The organism is Streptomyces sp. NPDC089919, assembly GCF_040684615.1.
Classification (GTDB): domain Bacteria; phylum Actinomycetota; class Actinomycetes; order Streptomycetales; family Streptomycetaceae; genus Streptomyces.
The window spans coordinates 61,308-78,131 of the sequence record NZ_JBFBGK010000011.1; the positions used below are offsets into that span (position 1 = coordinate 61,308).

At 71.1% G+C, this 16,824-nt stretch carries 16 protein-coding genes; 10 read left to right on the forward strand and 6 right to left on the reverse strand.

All coding sequences use genetic code 11. The annotated features are described in order from the left end of the window. Window positions 1-4: 4 nt before the first annotated feature. Window positions 5-1,123: a transaldolase gene (gene tal, locus AB0O40_RS07490; RefSeq protein ID WP_365036640.1), complete on the reverse strand. Its 1,119-nt coding sequence runs from the start codon at window positions 1,121-1,123 to the stop codon at window positions 5-7. Window positions 1,124-1,159: 36 nt separating this feature from the next. Then, window positions 1,160-3,265, reverse strand: coding sequence for a transketolase (tkt, locus tag AB0O40_RS07495; protein ID WP_365036642.1), 2,106 nt, complete (start codon window positions 3,263-3,265; stop codon window positions 1,160-1,162). A gap of 304 nt (window positions 3,266-3,569) precedes the next feature. Here tkt and AB0O40_RS07500 point away from each other — a divergent pair, with 304 nt between their 5' ends. From AB0O40_RS07500 to AB0O40_RS07510, 3 genes are all read left to right on the forward strand, one after another. Then, window positions 3,570-4,517 carry a heme o synthase gene (locus AB0O40_RS07500; protein WP_365036644.1) on the forward strand — a complete coding sequence of 316 codons (948 nt, stop codon included), beginning with the start codon at window positions 3,570-3,572 and terminating at the stop codon, window positions 4,515-4,517. Between the two features lie 25 nt (window positions 4,518-4,542). Further along, window positions 4,543-4,887 carry a hypothetical protein gene (locus AB0O40_RS07505; protein ID WP_365036646.1) on the forward strand — a complete coding sequence of 115 codons (345 nt, stop codon included), beginning with the start codon at window positions 4,543-4,545 and terminating at the stop codon, window positions 4,885-4,887. A gap of 100 nt (window positions 4,888-4,987) precedes the next feature. Beyond that, window positions 4,988-6,109 carry an amidohydrolase family protein gene (locus tag AB0O40_RS07510; RefSeq protein WP_365036648.1) on the forward strand — a complete coding sequence of 374 codons (1,122 nt, stop codon included), beginning with the start codon at window positions 4,988-4,990 and terminating at the stop codon, window positions 6,107-6,109. Window positions 6,110-6,145: 36 nt separating this feature from the next. Here AB0O40_RS07510 and AB0O40_RS07515 read toward each other — a convergent pair whose 3' ends face one another. From AB0O40_RS07515 to AB0O40_RS07530, 4 genes are read right to left on the reverse strand one after another with little or no spacing between them, the layout of a single operon-like run. Then, entirely contained in the window at window positions 6,146-7,138 is a 993-nt protein-coding gene (locus AB0O40_RS07515) for a COX15/CtaA family protein (RefSeq protein ID WP_365036650.1), read from the reverse strand. Between the two features lie 4 nt (window positions 7,139-7,142). Then, window positions 7,143-8,276: a hypothetical protein gene (locus AB0O40_RS07520; protein ID WP_365036652.1), complete on the reverse strand. Its 1,134-nt coding sequence runs from the start codon at window positions 8,274-8,276 to the stop codon at window positions 7,143-7,145. 51 nt (window positions 8,277-8,327) lie between these two features. Then, window positions 8,328-9,110, reverse strand: coding sequence for an ABC transporter permease (locus AB0O40_RS07525; protein WP_365036654.1), 783 nt, complete (start codon window positions 9,108-9,110; stop codon window positions 8,328-8,330). After that, a complete protein-coding gene (locus AB0O40_RS07530; protein ID WP_365036656.1) occupies window positions 9,107-10,042 on the reverse strand; it encodes an ABC transporter ATP-binding protein in 936 nt (311 codons plus the stop codon). Before AB0O40_RS07530 ends, AB0O40_RS07525 begins: the two co-directional genes overlap by 4 nt. Before the next feature lie 120 nt (window positions 10,043-10,162). Between AB0O40_RS07530 and AB0O40_RS07535 the strand changes: the two genes are divergently transcribed. From AB0O40_RS07535 to AB0O40_RS07565, 7 genes are all read left to right on the forward strand, one after another. Further along, entirely contained in the window at window positions 10,163-10,978 is an 816-nt protein-coding gene (locus tag AB0O40_RS07535; protein WP_365036658.1) for a formate/nitrite transporter family protein, read from the forward strand. Between the two features lie 78 nt (window positions 10,979-11,056). After that, window positions 11,057-11,812: a MarR family transcriptional regulator gene (locus AB0O40_RS07540; RefSeq protein WP_365036660.1), complete on the forward strand. Its 756-nt coding sequence runs from the start codon at window positions 11,057-11,059 to the stop codon at window positions 11,810-11,812. After that, a complete protein-coding gene (gene sufB / locus AB0O40_RS07545; protein ID WP_365036661.1) occupies window positions 11,809-13,224 on the forward strand; it encodes a Fe-S cluster assembly protein SufB in 1,416 nt (471 codons plus the stop codon). Before AB0O40_RS07540 ends, sufB begins: the two co-directional genes overlap by 4 nt. Before the next feature lie 74 nt (window positions 13,225-13,298). After that, window positions 13,299-14,477: a Fe-S cluster assembly protein SufD gene (sufD, locus tag AB0O40_RS07550; protein ID WP_365036663.1), complete on the forward strand. Its 1,179-nt coding sequence runs from the start codon at window positions 13,299-13,301 to the stop codon at window positions 14,475-14,477. Beyond that, a complete protein-coding gene (locus AB0O40_RS07555) occupies window positions 14,477-14,794 on the forward strand; it encodes a non-heme iron oxygenase ferredoxin subunit (protein WP_365036665.1) in 318 nt (105 codons plus the stop codon). The genes sufD and AB0O40_RS07555 overlap by 1 nt, the downstream gene beginning before the upstream one ends. Before the next feature lie 7 nt (window positions 14,795-14,801). Beyond that, window positions 14,802-15,566 carry a Fe-S cluster assembly ATPase SufC gene (sufC, locus tag AB0O40_RS07560; RefSeq protein WP_365036667.1) on the forward strand — a complete coding sequence of 255 codons (765 nt, stop codon included), beginning with the start codon at window positions 14,802-14,804 and terminating at the stop codon, window positions 15,564-15,566. Next, window positions 15,563-16,819, forward strand: coding sequence for a cysteine desulfurase (locus tag AB0O40_RS07565; RefSeq protein WP_365036669.1), 1,257 nt, complete (start codon window positions 15,563-15,565; stop codon window positions 16,817-16,819). The genes sufC and AB0O40_RS07565 overlap by 4 nt, the downstream gene beginning before the upstream one ends. Window positions 16,820-16,824 lie beyond the last annotated feature (5 nt).

Here is a 16,824-nt window from a genome sequence, read left to right on the forward strand (position 1 = left end):
GTTTTCAGGCCTCCGTGGGGGCGAGCTTCGTGAGCTCCGCCTCGGTCGACGTGAGCAGGTCCTTCCAGGACGCCTCGAACTTCTCGACGCCCTCGTCTTCCAGCAGCTGCACCACATCGTCGTACGAGATGCCCAGCTTCGCGACCGCGTCCAGCTCGAGGCGGGCCTGAGCGTAGCCGCCGCGGATGGTGTCGCCGGTGACCTCGCCGTGGTCGGCGGTGGCCTCCAGGGTGGCCTCGGGCATGGTGTTGACCGTGCCGGGGGCGACCAGGTCGACCACGTAGAGGGTGTCCTTGTAGGCCGGGTCCTTGACGCCGGTGGAGGCCCACAGCGGACGCTGCTTGTTGGCGTGCGCGCGGTCCAGCGCGGCCCAGCGGTCGGAGGAGAAGACCTCCTCGTACGCCTCGTAGGCCAGACGGGCGTTGGCGAGGGCCGCCTTGCCCTTCAGGGCCTTGGCCTCGTCGGTGCCGATCTTGTCCAGGCGCTTGTCGATCTCGGAGTCCACGCGGGAGACGAAGAACGAGGCGACGGAGTGGATCTTCGACAGGTCCAGGCCGCGCTCCTTGGCCTTCTCCAGGCCCGCGAGGTAGGCGTCCATGACCTCGCGGTAGCGCTCGAGCGAGAAGATCAGCGTGACGTTGACGCTGATGCCCAGGCCGATGACCTCGGTGATCGCCGGCAGGCCGGCCTTGGTCGCCGGGATCTTGATGAGCGTGTTGGGCCGGTCCACCAGCCAGGCCAGCTGCTTGGCCTCGGCGACGGTGGCCGCGGTCTCGTGCGCCAGCCGGGGGTCGACCTCGATGGAGACCCGGCCGTCCTGGCCCTCGGTCGCGTCGTAGACCGGGCGCAGGATGTCGGCGGCGTCGCGGACGTCCGCCGTGGTGATCATGCGGATGGCCTCGTCGACCGTGACCTTGCGGGCCGCGAGGTCCTTGAGCTGCTGCTCGTAGCCGTCGCCGCTGCTGATGGCCTTCTGGAAGATCGACGGGTTGGTGGTCACGCCGACGACGTGGCTCTGGTCGATCAGCTCGGCGAGGTTGCCGGACGTGATGCGCTTGCGCGACAGGTCGTCCAGCCAGATCGCCACGCCCTCGTCCGAGAGGCGCTTGAGTGCGTCTGTCATGAGAATTGCATCTCCTCTGGTGCCTTTGTGTCCGCGTCAGCGCGCGGCGGCGGCGATCTCGTTTGCCGAATTCAGTGCAGCCTTGGCGGCGGCGGTGACGGCCTCGGGGGTGAACCCGAACTCGCGGAACAGCACCTTCGCGTCGGCCGAGGCGCCGAAGTGCTCCAGCGAGACGATCCGGCCCGCGTCGCCGACGTAGCGGTGCCAGGTCAGGCCGATGCCGGCCTCGACCGCGACCCGCGCCTTCACCGACGGCGGCAGGACGCTGTCCTTGTAGTCCTGGTCCTGCTCCTCGAACCACTCGACGCACGGCATCGAGACGACCCGCGCCGGGATCCCCTCGGCCTGCAGCGCCTCGCGGGCGGCCACGGCCAGCTGGACCTCGGAGCCGGTGCCGATCAGCACGACCTGGGCGTCGCCGCCCTCCGCCTCGAAGAGGACGTAGCCGCCCTTGACGGCGTCCTCGTTGCGCTCGTACGTCGGGACGCCCTGACGGGTCAGCGCGAGGCCGTGCGGGGTGCCCTTGCCGAACACCTTGGTGTGGCGCTTGAGGATCTCGCGCCAGGCGACGGCGGTCTCGTTGGCGTCGGCCGGACGGACGACGTTGAGGCCCGGGATGGCGCGCAGCGAGGCGACGTGCTCCACCGGCTGGTGGGTCGGGCCGTCCTCGCCGAGGCCGATGGAGTCGTGCGTCCACACGTACGTCACCGGCAGGTGCATCAGCGCGGACAGGCGCACGGCGTTGCGCATGTAGTCGGAGAACACCAGGAAGGTGCCGCCGTAGATGCGGGTGTGGCCGTGCAGGGCGATGCCGTTCATGGCCGCGGCCATGGAGTGCTCGCGGATGCCGAAGTGGATGGTGCGGCCGTACGGGTCGGCCTCCGGCAGCGGGTTGCCCACCGGCAGGAACGAGGAGTTCTTGTCGATGGTGGTGTTGTTGGAGCCGGCCAGGTCGGCCGAGCCGCCCCACAGCTCCGGGATGACGGCGCCGAGCGCGGCGAGCACCTTGCCGGAGGCGGCGCGGGTGGCGACGCCCTGGCCCGGCTCGAAGACGGGGAGCTTGTCCTCCCAGCCCTCGGGCAGCTCGTTGGCCTGGATGCGGTCGAACTCGGCGGCGCGCTCCGGGTTGGCGGTGCGCCAGGCGGCGAGCTCCTTCTCCCAGGACGCCTTGGCGTCCCGGCCGCGGTCCAGCGCGCGGCGGGTGTGCGCGATGACCTCGTCGGCGACCTCGAAGGTCTGCTCCGGGTCGAAGCCCAGGACCCGCTTGGTGGCCTTGATCTCGTCCTCGCCGAGCGCCGAGCCGTGGGCGGCCTCGGTGTTCTGGGCGTGCGGGGCCGGCCAGGCGATGATCGAGCGGGCCGCGATGAAGGACGGCCGCCCGGTCTCGGCCTTGGCGGCCTCCAGCGCGGCGTACAGCGCCTTGGGGTCGAGGTCGCCGTTCTCCTGCTGGGCGACGCGCTGGACGTGCCAGCCGTAGGCCTCGTAGCGCTTGAGGGTGTCCTCGGAGACGGCCGTCTCCGTGTCGCCCTCGATCGAGATGTGGTTGTCGTCCCAGAGCAGGACCAGGTTGCCCAGCTTCTGGTGGCCGGCCAGCGAGGACGCCTCGGCGGAGATGCCCTCCTGGAGGCAGCCGTCACCGGCGATGGCGTAGACCATGTGGTCGAACGGCGAGGTGCCCTCGGCCGCCTCGGGGTCGAACAGGCCGCGCTCGTAGCGGGCCGCCATGGCCATGCCGACGGCGTTGGCCACACCCTGGCCCAGCGGGCCGGTGGTGGTCTCGACGCCCTTGGTGTGGCCGTACTCCGGGTGGCCCGGGGTCTTCGAGCCCCAGGTCCGGAAGGCCTTCAGATCGTCCAGCTCCAGGCCGAAGCCGGCCAGGTAGAGCTGGGTGTAGAGGGTCAGCGAGGAGTGGCCCGCGGACAGCACGAAGCGGTCGCGTCCGACCCATTCGGGGTCGGCCGGGTCGTGCCGCATCACCTTCTGGAACAACACATAGGCGGCGGGCGCGAGGCTCATGGCCGTACCGGGGTGGCCGTTGCCGACCTTCTGTACGGCGTCCGCGGCCAGGAGGCGGGCGGTGTCAACGGCCCGCTGGTCCAACTCGGTCCAGTCGAGGTCTGTGGTGGTCGGCTTGGTGCTCACCCTGGGTCAGGGCTCCTCTCCACATGTTCGAATGCCGGTGACGAAAGACGTCCCGGTGCGTTTCCGAGCCTACCGTCGCCAGGGCGTGCGGCTATTCGAGTGCGCGCCGTCCCCGCCCGGGACGGCCGCCGGGCCGATGCACTTCGGCCACCCTTCGATTGCGCTCGCAGGTTTGCGCCGGTCGGTCCAACACGACCCGACCCCCGCGCAGGGCCACGTATCGGCAACGTCTACAGTGGCGTGGTACGCGCAAGTCTTTACTGGGCCTTCACGCCCGGGAGCTTGCTGGGAGTCTCTGTCAGGGGTGTGCGTGACGGCCGTCGAATCCCGTCCAGCGGGGGTGCTCGGGACGAGCCCCGGTCACCGGCCGTTCGGGGCCCGGGCCATGGCTTTCGTGGCTTTGACCAAGCCGCGGATCATCGAACTTCTGCTGATCACCACAGTGCCGGTCATGTTCCTCGCGGAGCAGGGCGTGCCGTCGCTGTGGCTGGTGCTGGCGACCTGCTTCGGCGGTTACCTGTCGGCGGGCGGGGCCAATGCGCTCAACATGTACATCGACCGCGACATCGACGCGCTGATGGACCGCACGTCGCAGCGCCCGCTGGTGACCGGCATGGTCAGCCCCCGCGAGGGCCTGGTCTTCGGGCTCACCCTCGCCGTGGTGTCGACCCTGTGGTTCGGCCTGCTGGTGAACTGGCTCTCCGCGGCGCTCTCGCTCGGCGCGCTCCTCTTCTACGTCGTGGTCTACACGATGATCCTGAAGCGGCGCACCGCGCAGAACATCGTGTGGGGCGGCATCGCGGGCTGCATGCCGGTGCTCATCGGCTGGTCCTCGGTGACCAACTCGATGTCCTGGGCCGCCGTGGTCCTCTTCCTCGTCATCTTCTTCTGGACGCCGCCGCACTACTGGCCGCTGTCGATGAAGGTGAAGGAGGACTACGCCCGGGTCGGCGTCCCGATGCTGCCGGTGATCGCCTCGAACACGGTCGTGGCCCGGCAGATCGTGATCTACAGCTGGGTGATGGTGGCCGTCTCGCTGACGCTGACGCCGCTGGGCTACACGGGCTGGTTCTACACGGCCGTGGCGCTGCTGGCCGGCGGCTGGTGGCTGTGGGAGGCGCACGCCCTCCAGGCCCGCGCCAAGGCCGGGGAGACCGGCGGCAAGCTCAAGGAGATGCGCCTCTTCCACTGGTCCATCACCTATGTCTCCCTGCTCTTCATCGCCGTCGCCGTGGACCCCTTCCTCCGCTGAGCTACCCGTCGGTAGCATGGCTGTCATGGCAGACACCAAGCAGCAGAAGAAGGCGGGCCGGCTGGCCAAGCAGATCGGCGCCTTCTCCAAGGAGCACGGCGGCGCCGAGGGGCAGCTCGCCTACATCGGGCAGATGGGCACCCGCATCGTCCTCGTCGGCGAGGACGGCGGCTGGGGCGACCTGGTGGCCCCGACCTACGAGGTCGCCGAGCTGGCGGCCGAGAAGGCCGGGCTCACGCTGCACGAGGACTTCGACGGCGAGTTCGCCGCCAAGGTCCGCACCGGCCCCTACGAGTGGCGCCGGATGGCCGGCAAGCAGCTCGGCGGCGGCTCGAACACCGGTGCGGCCACCGGCGCCAGCAACACCTGACGCACCGGTCACCCGTTAGGACGTGTGGAAGTACGTCCCTCCCGGGCCCGCAAGGGCCCGGCCCGGAGGGATTCCCGACGTCCGCAACGGAAATGGCCGGATGATCGACACGCCGTCCCTGGTGGACCAGTACTGCCACGGGGTGCTCCGCACGGAGCTCGGCCTCGGCACCTTCGAGGCCCATCTGGGGCGGGCCGCCGGCCCGCCCGCCCCCGGCACCACCTTCTTCGACACCCAGACCGGCTTCGCCGTCCGCCGCTGGTGCCCCCCGCTGCTCGGCCTGGAGCCGCACTGCGCCCCGGCCCGCTACCTGGCCCGGCGGCGCGAGCTGGGGGTCCTGGAGTCGGGCCGGCTGCTGCTGCGCGGCTCGGGGATCTCCACGTACCTGGTCGACACCGGGCTGCCCGGGGACCTCACCGGACCGGAGGAGCTGGCCGCCGCCGGGGACGCCCGGGCCCACGAGATCGTCCGCCTCGAACTGCTGGCCGAGCAGGTCGCCGACACCTCGGGGACGGTGGACTCCTTCCTGGTCAACCTCGCCGAGGCGGTGCACGGCGCCGCCGCCGGCGCGGTGGCCTTCACCTCCGTCGCCGGGGCCGGCAGCGCCCTCGCCTTCGCCCCCGAGCCGCCCGGGCCCGGGGAGGTGCGCGGGGCCGCCGGACGCTGGCTGGCGGGCCGCACCAAGGGCGGCCCGGTGCGCGACCCGGTCCTGCTGCGGCACCTGCTGTGGAGCGCCGTGGGCGCCGGCCTGCCGCTCCAGCTGCACGCCGGGGCCGGGGACCCCCGCGAACGCATCGACCGGACCGATCCCACCCTGCTCACCGACTTCGTCCGGGCCACCGCCGGCCTCGGCACCGACCTGGTGCTGCTGCACGGCTACCCCTACCACCGGCACGCCGCCCACCTGGCGGGCGCCTTCCCGCACGTGTACGCCGATCTGGGCCCGGCCCTCGCGCACACCGGGGCCCGGGCCGCCGAGGTGCTGGCCGAGCTCCTGGAGCGGGCCCCCTTCGGCAAGCTGCTCTTCTCCAGCGGCGGCGGGGGACTGCCCGAGCTGCACGTGGTCGGCGCCCGGGTCTTCCGCGAGGCGCTGGCCCGGGTGCTGGGCGGCTGGGTGGCCCAGGGCGCCTGGTCCCTGCGGGACGCCGAGCGGGTGGCCGCGATGATCTCCGCCGGGAACGCCGAACGCGTCTACCGCCTGGCCGGGCGGCCGGGGCGGTAGACGCGCTGCGCAGGAGTACGGGCGCGGGCGGCGGCCTCAGCGGGCCGCGGTCAGCGCCGGGTCGCTCTGTGCCGGGATGTCGGCGGTGGCCGCCGGGCGCTCGCGCAGGGCCAGGGCCAGCCGCAGCACCGAGATCCACACCAGGCACGAGCCGAGCATGTGGGCCGAGACCAGTGCCGCGGGCAGCTTGGTGAAGAACTGCACGTACCCGATGGCGCCCTGGGCCAGCAGTACGAACAGCAGGTCCCGGGCCCGGGCGCGGGTGTCGTCCGGGGCGTCGACCACCCGCAGCACCAGCCACATCGCCACGGCCAGCGCGCACACCAGCCAGGCGGCGACGGCGTGCACGTGCGCGGTGGTGGCCCAGTCGAACGGCATCCGCGGGACCTCGCTGCTGTCGCCCGCGTGCGGTCCCGAGCCGGTCACCACGGTGCCGGCGGCGATCAGGACGAAGGAGACCCCCACGATCGCCCAGCCCAGCTTGCGCACCGGCTTGGGGACCCGCGGCCGGGGGGCCGCGTCGCCCTCGCGGGTGCGCTGCCAGGTGACGGTGGTGACCGTGAGCAGCGAGGTGGCGAGCAGGAAGTGGCCCGCCACGCTGTACGGGTTGAGGCCGGTCCACACGGTGATGCCGCCGAGCACGGCGTTGCCCATCACCACGAAGAACTGCGTCCAGCCCAGCCGGGTCAGCGAGCGGCGCCAGGGCTTGGCGGCGCGGGCCGCGACGATGGCCCAGCCGACCGCCGCGCACAGGACGTACGTCAGCATCCGGTTGCCGAACTCGATGGCGCCGTGCAGGCCCTGAGCGGGCGTCGCGATCAGACTGTCGTCCGTGCACTTGGGCCAGCTGTCGCAGCCCAGGCCGGAGCCGGTGAGCCGGACGGCGCCGCCCGTGACGACGATGACCACGCTCATCACGAGGGCGGCGAGCGCGGCGCGCTGGACGGTCCGCGGTGACGGCGTCCAGCGTCGGGCGATGTATGCGAGGGGGGTCAACACGGCCCCTATCGTAGGCGGCGCCTTGTGCAAACTTTCACGAGGGGCCCCCGCCGGCACCCGTCGAAGGCCCGTACGTCAGCCGGAAGCGGGAACCCGCGGGATCGCCCTCCTCGTGCCACCACACCAGGATCCGCCAGTGAGTTCCCTCCGCGGGGTGCTCCGGCGAGGCGGTGAACTCCCGCACCAGCTCGGCCCCGACCTCCTCCGCCGTGCGATCCGTCACGTCGGCCGCACTGTGCCAGGGATGTCCTACTGTGTCCCACAATCCGTCGGGGCCGCGGACGTCGAAGCGCCATACGGCCTTCCACGGCCGGGCGCTGAGCGTGGCCCGCACCGCCCCCGCGTCCACCTCGAGACCGGCGGCGATCTCGGCCGGCTCGACGCCCAGGATCCGGGCCGCGAGCACCGCGTGCGCCAGCAGCCGGCCGGGCAGCAGGCCGTCCGCGCGCAGCGCCACCAGGGACTCGAAGGACAGGTAGCGCAGCCGCAGTTCCAGCTGCCGCGCCAGGTGCTCCAAGGCCTCCTCGGCCTCCGCCAGGCCCGGGCCGCCGGCCTGGACCAGGGCCCCGAAGTCCCGCTCGGCATCCACCGCCCACGCCACCGCGTCCTCGGCCAGGCCGAGTTCGGCGAGCCGGTCGCCGAGGAACACCTTCGCCTGCGCCAGCCCCCGCCGGTTGACCGGATCCTGCTGGTCCAGGCTGGACCACACCTCCACCGCACTGCGAGTCAGGTCCCGGGCGCGCTCGCCGGCGGCCCGCTCCATGGGCCCCGGACCGCCCTCGCCGGCCGGCCCGAGGGGGAAGCGCGGCAGCCGGGCGCCGTCGCTCAGCGGCCAGGACAGCCACACTCCGTGATTGATGAGCCCCCGGGCGTACCACCGGGCGTACTCGGGGGAGTGCGGCGCGGCCTGCTCGGCGTACCGCAGCCCCTCCTCGACGGCGGTCAGGGCGGCCGGCCGGTCGCCGTCCGCGAACCGGCGGGCCGCCAGGTCGCTGAGCCGCAGGCCCAGCCGGGCCGCGCACTCCGGATCGCTCCGGGCCGGCTCGCGCAGGGCCGCGATCAGCTCGCCGAGCAGCGCCTCGCTCTCGGCCTCGTCAGCGCCGGCCGCCCCCGACCTGATCCGCGCCCATTGTTCGTCCAGCCGTAGAACGGCCTCTCGCTGCACCATGTACGCCCCCCGGCACCGTGGTCTGTGAAGGCGTCCATCCTGGCGCCAAGGTCACTCCCAGCGGAAGTGCCGGGCCGCCAGCCCCAGCCCCAGCACCGACCAGCCGCCGAGCAGCCCCAGCTGCTCCCAGGGCAGGCCGGCGCCGTGCTGGAGGACGTCCCGCAGGCCCTGGGAGAGCGCCGAGACGGGCAGCAGTTCGAGGACGTGCCGCAGCCCCGCGGGGAACTTCTCCAGCGGCACGATCACCCCGCCGGCCACCAGCAGCAGCAGGAAGACCAGGTTGGCGGCGGCCAGCGTCACCTCTGCCTTGAGCGTGCCGGCCATCAGCAGCCCCAGCCCCGAGAAGGCGGCCGTGCCGAGCAGCAGCAGCGCGGCCACCGCGAGCGGGTTGCCGTGCGGCGACCAGCCCAGTGCGAAGGCGATCCCGGTCAGCAGGGCCACCTGCAGGACCTCGGTGACCAGCACCGACAGGGTCTTGGCGACCATCAGGCCCCAGCGCGGCAGCGGCGAGGCGCCGAGCCGCTTGAGCACGCCGTGCCGGCGGTCGAAGCCGGTGGCGATGGCCTGCCCGGTGAAGGCGGTGGACATCACGGCCAGCGCGAGCACGCCCGGGGCCAGGAAGTCCACGGACTTCCCCGAGCCGCCGGCGTCCACCGGCACGCTGATGACGTCCACCGAGGAGAACAGCACCAGCAGCAGCGCCGGGATGATCACGGTCAGCAGCAGCTGCTCGCCGTTGCGCAGCAGCATCCGCGTCTCCAGCGCCGCCTGGGCGCCGATCATGCGGGACAGCGGCGCGGCCCCCGGCCGGGGGGCGAACGTACCGGCGCTCATGCGCGCAGCTCCTTACCGGTCAGCTCCAGGAAGACGTCCTCCAGCGTGTGCCGCTCGACCGAGAGCCGGTCCGGCATGACGCCGTGCTGGGCGCACCAGGAGGTGACGGTGGCCAGCAGCTGCGGGTCGACCTCGCCGGTGATCCGGTAGCCGCCGGGGGTCAGCTCGGCGGCCGCGGTGCCGTCCGGCAGGGCCTTGAGCAGGCTCGCCAGGTCCAGGCCGGGCCGGCCGGTGAAGCGCAGGGTGTTCTCGGCGCCGCCGCGGCACAGCTCCTCGGGGCTGCCGTGGGCGATGACCCGGCCCGCGTCGATGATCGCCACCTCGTCGGCCAGCTGCTCGGCCTCGTCCATGTGGTGGGTGGTGAGCACGACGGTGACGCCGTCGGCGCGCAGCTCCCGCACCAGTTCCCAGGTGGCCCGGCGGGCCTGCGGGTCCAGGCCCGCGGTGGGCTCGTCCAGGAAGACCAGCTCGGGGCGGCCGACCACGGCCATCGCCAGGGCCAGCCGCTGCTGCTGCCCGCCCGAGAGGCGGCGGTAGGGGGTGCGGCCGCAGCCGCCCAGCCCCAGCCGCTCCGCCAGCGGGCCGACCTCCAGCGGATGGGCGTACAGCTTCGCCATGTGCTGGAGCATTTCCAGGGCGCGGGCGCCCGAGGGGACCCCGCCGGACTGGAGCATCACCCCGATCCGGGGGCGCAGCGCGTCGGCGTCGTCGTACGGGTCGAGGCCGAGGACACGGACGGTGCCGGCAGTGGGCGGGCGGTAGCCCTCGCAGGTCTCGATCGTGGTGGTCTTGCCGGCGCCGTTGGGGCCGAGGACGGCGGTGACGGTGCCCCGCCGGACGTCCAGGTCGAGGCCGTCCACCGCGGTCTTCTCGCCGTACCGCTGGACCAGGCCCCGGACCCGCACGGCGGGGCCGGCCGTGTCTTCACTCATGGGGGCGAGTCTACGAAGCCCGCGGGGGGTCCCAGGTCCCGGGGGCGCAGGGCCCGCGACCCGGCAGGAGGTGACCTTTACCCGCCCCGCGGGGCCGTCCGGGGGCCTAGCGTCGACAGGGTGATCAGTATCGCGCAGAACGTGGCGGAGACCTCGGGGCAGGCGGAGCACAAGGCCCACGAGGTCGCCCACCCGCCCCGCTACTTCGTCTCCGCCATGCTCGCCGGCGCCTACATCGGCATCGGCGAGGTGCTGCTGCTGGTGGCCGTCTCGCCGTTCGTGGCGCAGGGCTCCGCGGCGGTCAAGCTCCTCGAGGGGGCCGTCTTCCCGATCGCGCTGACGATCGTGATGTTCGCCGGTGCACAGCTCTTCACCAGCAACGTCATGGTGATGCTGGTGGGCGCGCTGTCCGGGCGCACCGGGGTCCGGGACCTGGCGGCCAGCTGGCTGCTCTCGCTGGCCGGCAACCTGGCGGGCGCCTTCGCCTTCGGCGCCATGGTGCACGCCTCGGGGGTGGCCTCGGCCCCGGCGGCGCGGGCGATGCTCGCGGAGATGGTGCACGGCAAGGAGGCGCTGGGCGGCGGGCAGCTCTTCTGGCGGGCGGTGCTCTGCAACATGCTCGTGTGCCTGGCCATCTGGATGTTCACCCGGGCGAGGGGGGACGCGGCGAAGATCTTCGTGCTCTGGCTCCCGGTGGCGGTGTTCGTCGCGGTGGGATTCGAACACTGCGTCGCGAACATGGCCGTATTCAGCCTCGCCATCCTGGACGGCAGCGCCGGCTTCGGAGATCTTTTCCGGAATCTGATGTTCACCGTTCCCGGGAACATCGTCGGTGGAGGATTGCTGGTGGGCGCCGTCTACTGGTTCACCTCCGGTGGCCCCGGGCATCGGGGCGGACCTGCGGATTCGCAGGAGAAACCACTTGAATTTAGGTAACCCTTAGTGATGGAGGCCACCACGGGTGGTCTCCATCGCCGCTTGTCGGTGCTCGGTTAATTACGCAACAATGGTGTTGTGAAAAACGGCGTACGGACGATCGAGACCCCCACCGGGGACCTCGCGACCGGGGAGCGGTCCACCCGCAACCGGGTCGCGCGCTCGATCCTGGACCACGGTCCCTCGACCGTCGCCGACCTCGCCCAGCGCCTCGGCCTCACCCAGGCCGCCGTCCGCCGCCACCTCGACACGCTCGTCGCCGACGACGTGGTCGTACCCCGTGAGCAGCGTGTGTACGGAGCGCGGGGCCGGGGCCGGCCCGCCAAGGTCTTCGCGCTGACCGACTGCGGTCGGGACGCCTTCGACCAGTCGTACGACACGCTCGCGGTCGACGCGCTGCACTGGATCTCCCAGGCCGCGGGCGGCGGGGAGCAGGGCGAGGCGGCGGTCGCCGCGTTCGCCCGCGCCCGGCTCGCCGCCCCGGCGCAGGCCTACCGGGAGGCGGTCGAGGCCGCCGGCCCCGAAGGTCGCACCGAGGCCCTGGCCAAGGCGTTGACCACGGACGGGTACGCTGCTACGGCGAAGAGCGCTCCCGGTCCGCACAGCGGAGAACAGCTCTGCCAGCACCACTGCCCGGTCGCGCACGTCGCCGAGCAGTTCCCGCAGCTCTGCGAGGCGGAGACCGAGGTCTTCTCCCGCCTGCTCGGGACGCACGTGCAACGGCTCGCCACCATCGCGCACGGCGACGGTGTGTGCACCACCTTCATTCCGCGAAGCGCCGCACAGACCACCACACAAGCATCTGCAAGCACGGCCGGGAGGAACCCCGCATGACCACGGAGATTGCTCACCCTGAGCTCGAGGGCCTGGGCAAGTACGAGTACGGCTGGGCCGACTCCGACGCGGCCGGTGCCGCTGCCAAGCGCGGTCTGAACGAGGACGTCGTCCGGGACATCTCGGAGAAGAAGAACGAGCCCGAGTGGATGCTCAAGCTCCGCCTCAAGGGCCTGCGCCTCTTCGACAAGAAGCCCATGCCGACCTGGGGCTCCGACCTGTCGGGCATCGACTTCGACAACATCAAGTACTTCGTGCGTTCCACCGAGAAGCAGGCCGCTTCCTGGGAGGAACTGCCCGAGGACATCAAGAACACGTACGACAAGCTCGGCATCCCGGAGGCGGAGAAGCAGCGCCTCGTCGCCGGTGTCGCCGCCCAGTACGAGTCCGAGGTCGTCTACCACCAGATCCGCGAGGACCTGGAGGAGCAGGGCGTCATCTTCGTCGACACCGACACCGCGCTGAAGGAGCACGAAGAGCTCTTCAAGGAGTACTTCGGCACCGTCATCCCGGTCGGCGACAACAAGTTCGCCTCGCTGAACACCGCCGTGTGGTCCGGCGGCTCCTTCATCTACGTGCCCAAGGGCGTGCAGGTCGAGATCCCGCTCCAGGCCTACTTCCGTATCAACACGGAGAACATGGGCCAGTTCGAGCGGACGCTGATCATCGTCGACGAGGACGCCTACGTCCACTACGTCGAGGGCTGCACCGCCCCGATCTACTCCTCGGACTCGCTGCACAGCGCCGTGGTCGAGATCATCGTGAAGAAGGGCGGCCGCTGCCGCTACACGACCATCCAGAACTGGTCGAACAACGTCTACAACCTGGTCACCAAGCGCGCCGTGGCGTACGAGGGCGCGACCATGGAGTGGATCGACGGCAACATCGGCTCCAAGGTCACGATGAAGTACCCGGCCGTCTACCTGATGGGCGAGCGCGCCAAGGGCGAGACGCTCTCCATCGCCTTCGCGGGCGAGGGCCAGCACCAGGACGCCGGTTCCAAGATGGTCCACATGGCGCCGAACACCTCCTCCAACATCGTCTCCAAGTCGGTGGCGCGCGGCGGCGGCCGGACCTCCTACCGCGGCCTGGTCGAGATCGGCGAGGGCGCCGCGGGCTCCAAGTCCAACGTCCTCTGCGACGCGCTGCTGGTCGACCAGATCTCCCGCTCGGACACGTACCCGTACGTCGACGTCCGCGAGGACGACGTCTCCATGGGTCACGAGGCCACCGTCTCCAAGGTCAGCGACGACCAGCTCTTCTACCTGATGAGCCGCGGCATGACCGAGTTCGAGGCGATGGCGATGATCGTCCGCGGCTTCGTCGAGCCGATCGCCAAGGAGCTGCCCATGGAGTACGCGCTGGAGCTCAACCGGCTGATCGAGCTGCAGATGGAGGGCTCCGTCGGCTAAGCGGCCGGCCCCGCCCCCACAGCACAGCGACATCCTTTTGACGCAGGACGCAGGAAGAGAGCAAGACGACAGCCATGGCTGAGGCTCAGAACATCCCGGCGGGTTCCACGACCGCCGGCGCGATCGCGGTGGCCGCCGAGTCGACCGTCGCCACCCGGATGAGTGCCCCCCCGTCCTTCGACGTGGCGGACTTCCCCGTGCCGCACGGCCGCGAGGAGGAGTGGCGCTTCACCCCGCTGGAGCGGCTGCGCGGTCTGCACGACGGCACCGCGACCGCCAACGGCACGATGAAGGCGCAGATCGACGCCCCCGAGGGCGTCACCGTCGAGACGGCGGAGCGCGGCGACGAGCGCATCGGCAAGGCCGGTGTCCCCGTCGACCGCATCGCCGCCCAGGCGTTCTCCTCGTTCGCCAAGGCCACGGTCGTCACCGTGCCCAAGGAGACCGTCCTCACCGAGCCCGTGCGCGTCTCGCTGCACGGCGAGGGCGGCACCACCTTCGGCCACACGGTCTTCGACGTGAAGCCCTTCGCCGAGGTCGTCATCGTGATCGACCACACCGGTGACGGCGTGCGCGCGGCCAACGTCGACTTCCTCGTCGGCGACGGCGCCAAGGTCACCGTCGTGTCGATCCAGGACTGGGACGACACCGCGGTGCACTGCTCCCAGCACAACGCCCTGGTCGGCCGGGACGCGAGCTTCAAGTCCGTGGTCGTCACCTTCGGCGGCGACCTGGTCCGCCTGCACCCGCGCGTGCGCTACGCCGGCCCCGGCGGCTCCGCCGAACTGCTCGGCCTGTACTTCACCGACGCCGGCCAGCACCAGGAGCACCGCCTCCTGGTCACCCACGACGCCCCGCACTGCACGTCCAACGTGGTCTACAAGGGCGCGCTCCAGGGCGAGGCGGCGCACGCGGTGTGGATCGGCGACGTCCTCATCGAGAAGTCCGCCGAGGGCACCGACACCTACGAGATGAACCGCAACCTCGTCCTCACCGACGGCGCGCGGGTCGACTCCGTCCCGAACCTCGAGATCGAGACCGGCGAGATCGTCGGCGCCGGCCACGCCTCGGCCACCGGCCGCTTCGACGACGAGCAGCTGTTCTACCTGCAGGCCCGCGGCATCCCGGCCGACGAGGCCCGCCGCCTGGTGGTCCGCGGCTTCTTCGCCGAGCTGGTCCAGCAGATCGGCCTGCCGGACCTCGAAGAGCGCCTGATCGCCAAGATCGAGACCGAGCTCGAGGCGTCCGTCTGATGGCGTACGTCAAGGCCTGTGCGCTGAGCGAGCTGGAGGAGAACACCCCCAAGCGGGTGGAACTCGACGGCACGCCGGTGTCCATCGTGTCCGCGGAGGGCGAGGTGTTCGCGATCCACGACATCTGCTCGCACGCGAACGTCTCGCTCTCGGAGGGCGAGGTCGAGGACTGCCAGATCGAGTGCTGGCTGCACGGTTCGAGCTTCGACCTGCGCACCGGCAAGCCCTCGGGCCTGCCCGCCACGCGCCCCGTCCCCGTTTACCCCGTAAAGATCGAAGGGGACGACGTGCTCGTCTCCCTCACCCAGGAGTCCTGAGGCACCCATGGCTACGCTTGAAATCCACGACCTGCACGTCTCCGTCGAGGCGGACAACGGCTCCCGCGAGATCCTCAAGGGCGTCGACCTGACCGTGAAGCAGGGCGAGACGCACGCCATCATGGGCCCCAACGGCTCGGGCAAGTCCACCCTGGCGTACTCGCTGGCCGGTCACCCGAAGTACACCATCACCGGTGGCACCGTGACCCTCGACGGCGAGGACGTCCTGGAGATGTCCGTCGACGAGCGCGCCCGCGCCGGCGTCTTCCTCGCCATGCAGTACCCGGTCGAGGTCCCCGGCGTCTCGGTCTCCAACTTCCTGCGGACCTCCGCCACCGCGATCCGCGGCGAGGCCCCCAAGCTGCGCACCTGGGTGAAGGAGGTCAAGTCCGCCATGGAGCAGCTCCAGATGGACCCGTCCTTCGCCGAGCGCAACGTCAACGAGGGCTTCTCCGGCGGTGAGAAGAAGCGCCACGAGATCCTGCAGCTCGAGCTGCTGAAGCCGAAGATCGCGATCCTCGACGAGACCGACTCCGGCCTGGACGTCGACGCGCTGCGCATCGTCTCCGAGGGCGTCAACCGCGTCCGCGAGACCGGCGAGGTCGGCACCCTGCTGATCACGCACTACACGCGCATCCTGCGCTACATCAAGCCCGACTTCGTGCACGTCTTCGCGAACGGCCGGATCGCCGAGTCCGGTGGCGCCGAGCTCGCCGACCAGCTGGAGAACGAGGGCTACGACAAGTACGTGAAGGGTGGCGCGACCGCGTGACACAGCTGCCTGGCCTCCTCGACATCGAGGCGATCCGCAAGGACTTCCCCCTGCTGGATCGTGTGGTCCACGACGGGAAGAGGATCGTCTACCTGGACTCCGCGGCGACTTCGCAGAAGCCGCGCCAGGTGCTCGACGCGCTGAACGAGTACTACGAGCGGCACAACGCCAACGTCCACCGCGGCGTGTACTTGGTCGCCGAGGAGGCCACGGCACTGTATGAGGGCGCCCGCGACAAGGTCGCCGCCTTCATCAACGCGCCGAGCCGCGACGAGGTGATCTTCACGAAGAACGCCTCGGAATCGCTCAACCTGGTCGCGAACATGCTCGGTTGGGCCGACGAGCCCTACCGGGTCGACCGCGACACCGAGATCGCCATCACGGAGATGGAGCACCACTCCAACATCGTCCCGTGGCAGCTGCTCTCGCAGCGCACCGGCGCGAAGCTGAAGTGGTTCGGCCTCACCGACGACGGCCGGCTCGACCTGTCGAACATCGAAGAGGTCATCACGGAGAAGACGAAGATCGTCTCCTTCACGCTGGTCTCCAACCTGCTCGGCACCGTCAACCCGGTCGAGACCATCGTCCGGCGGGCGCAGGAGGTCGGCGCGCTGGTGCTGATCGACGCCTCGCAGGCCGCCCCGCACATGCCGCTGGACGTGCAGGCCCTCGGCGCCGACTTCGTGGCCTTCACCGGCCACAAGATGTGCGGCCCGACCGGCATCGGTGTCCTGTGGGGCCGCCAGGAGCTGCTCGAGGACCTGCCGCCGTTCCTCGGCGGCGGCGAGATGATCGAGACCGTCTCGATGCACTCCTCGACCTACGCCCCGGCGCCGCACAAGTTCGAGGCGGGTACGCCCCCGATCGCCCAGGCCGTCGGCCTCGGCGCGGCCGTGGACTACCTCTCCGCGATCGGCATGGACAAGATCGCCGCGCACGAGCACGCCATCACCGAGTACGCGGTGAAGCGCCTCGCGGAGGTCCCCGACCTGCGGATCATCGGCCCGGAGACGGCCGAGGACCGCGGCGCGGCGATCTCTTTCGTGCTCGGTGACATCCACCCGCACGACGTCGGCCAGGTCCTGGACGAGCAGGGCATCGCGGTCCGGGTGGGACACCACTGCGCGCGCCCGGTCTGCCTGCGGTACGGAATTCCTGCGACCACGCGAGCGTCGTTCTACCTGTACTCCTCTCCGGCCGAGGTCGACGCCCTGGTCGACGGGCTGGAGCACGTACGCAACTTCTTCGGATGACGACG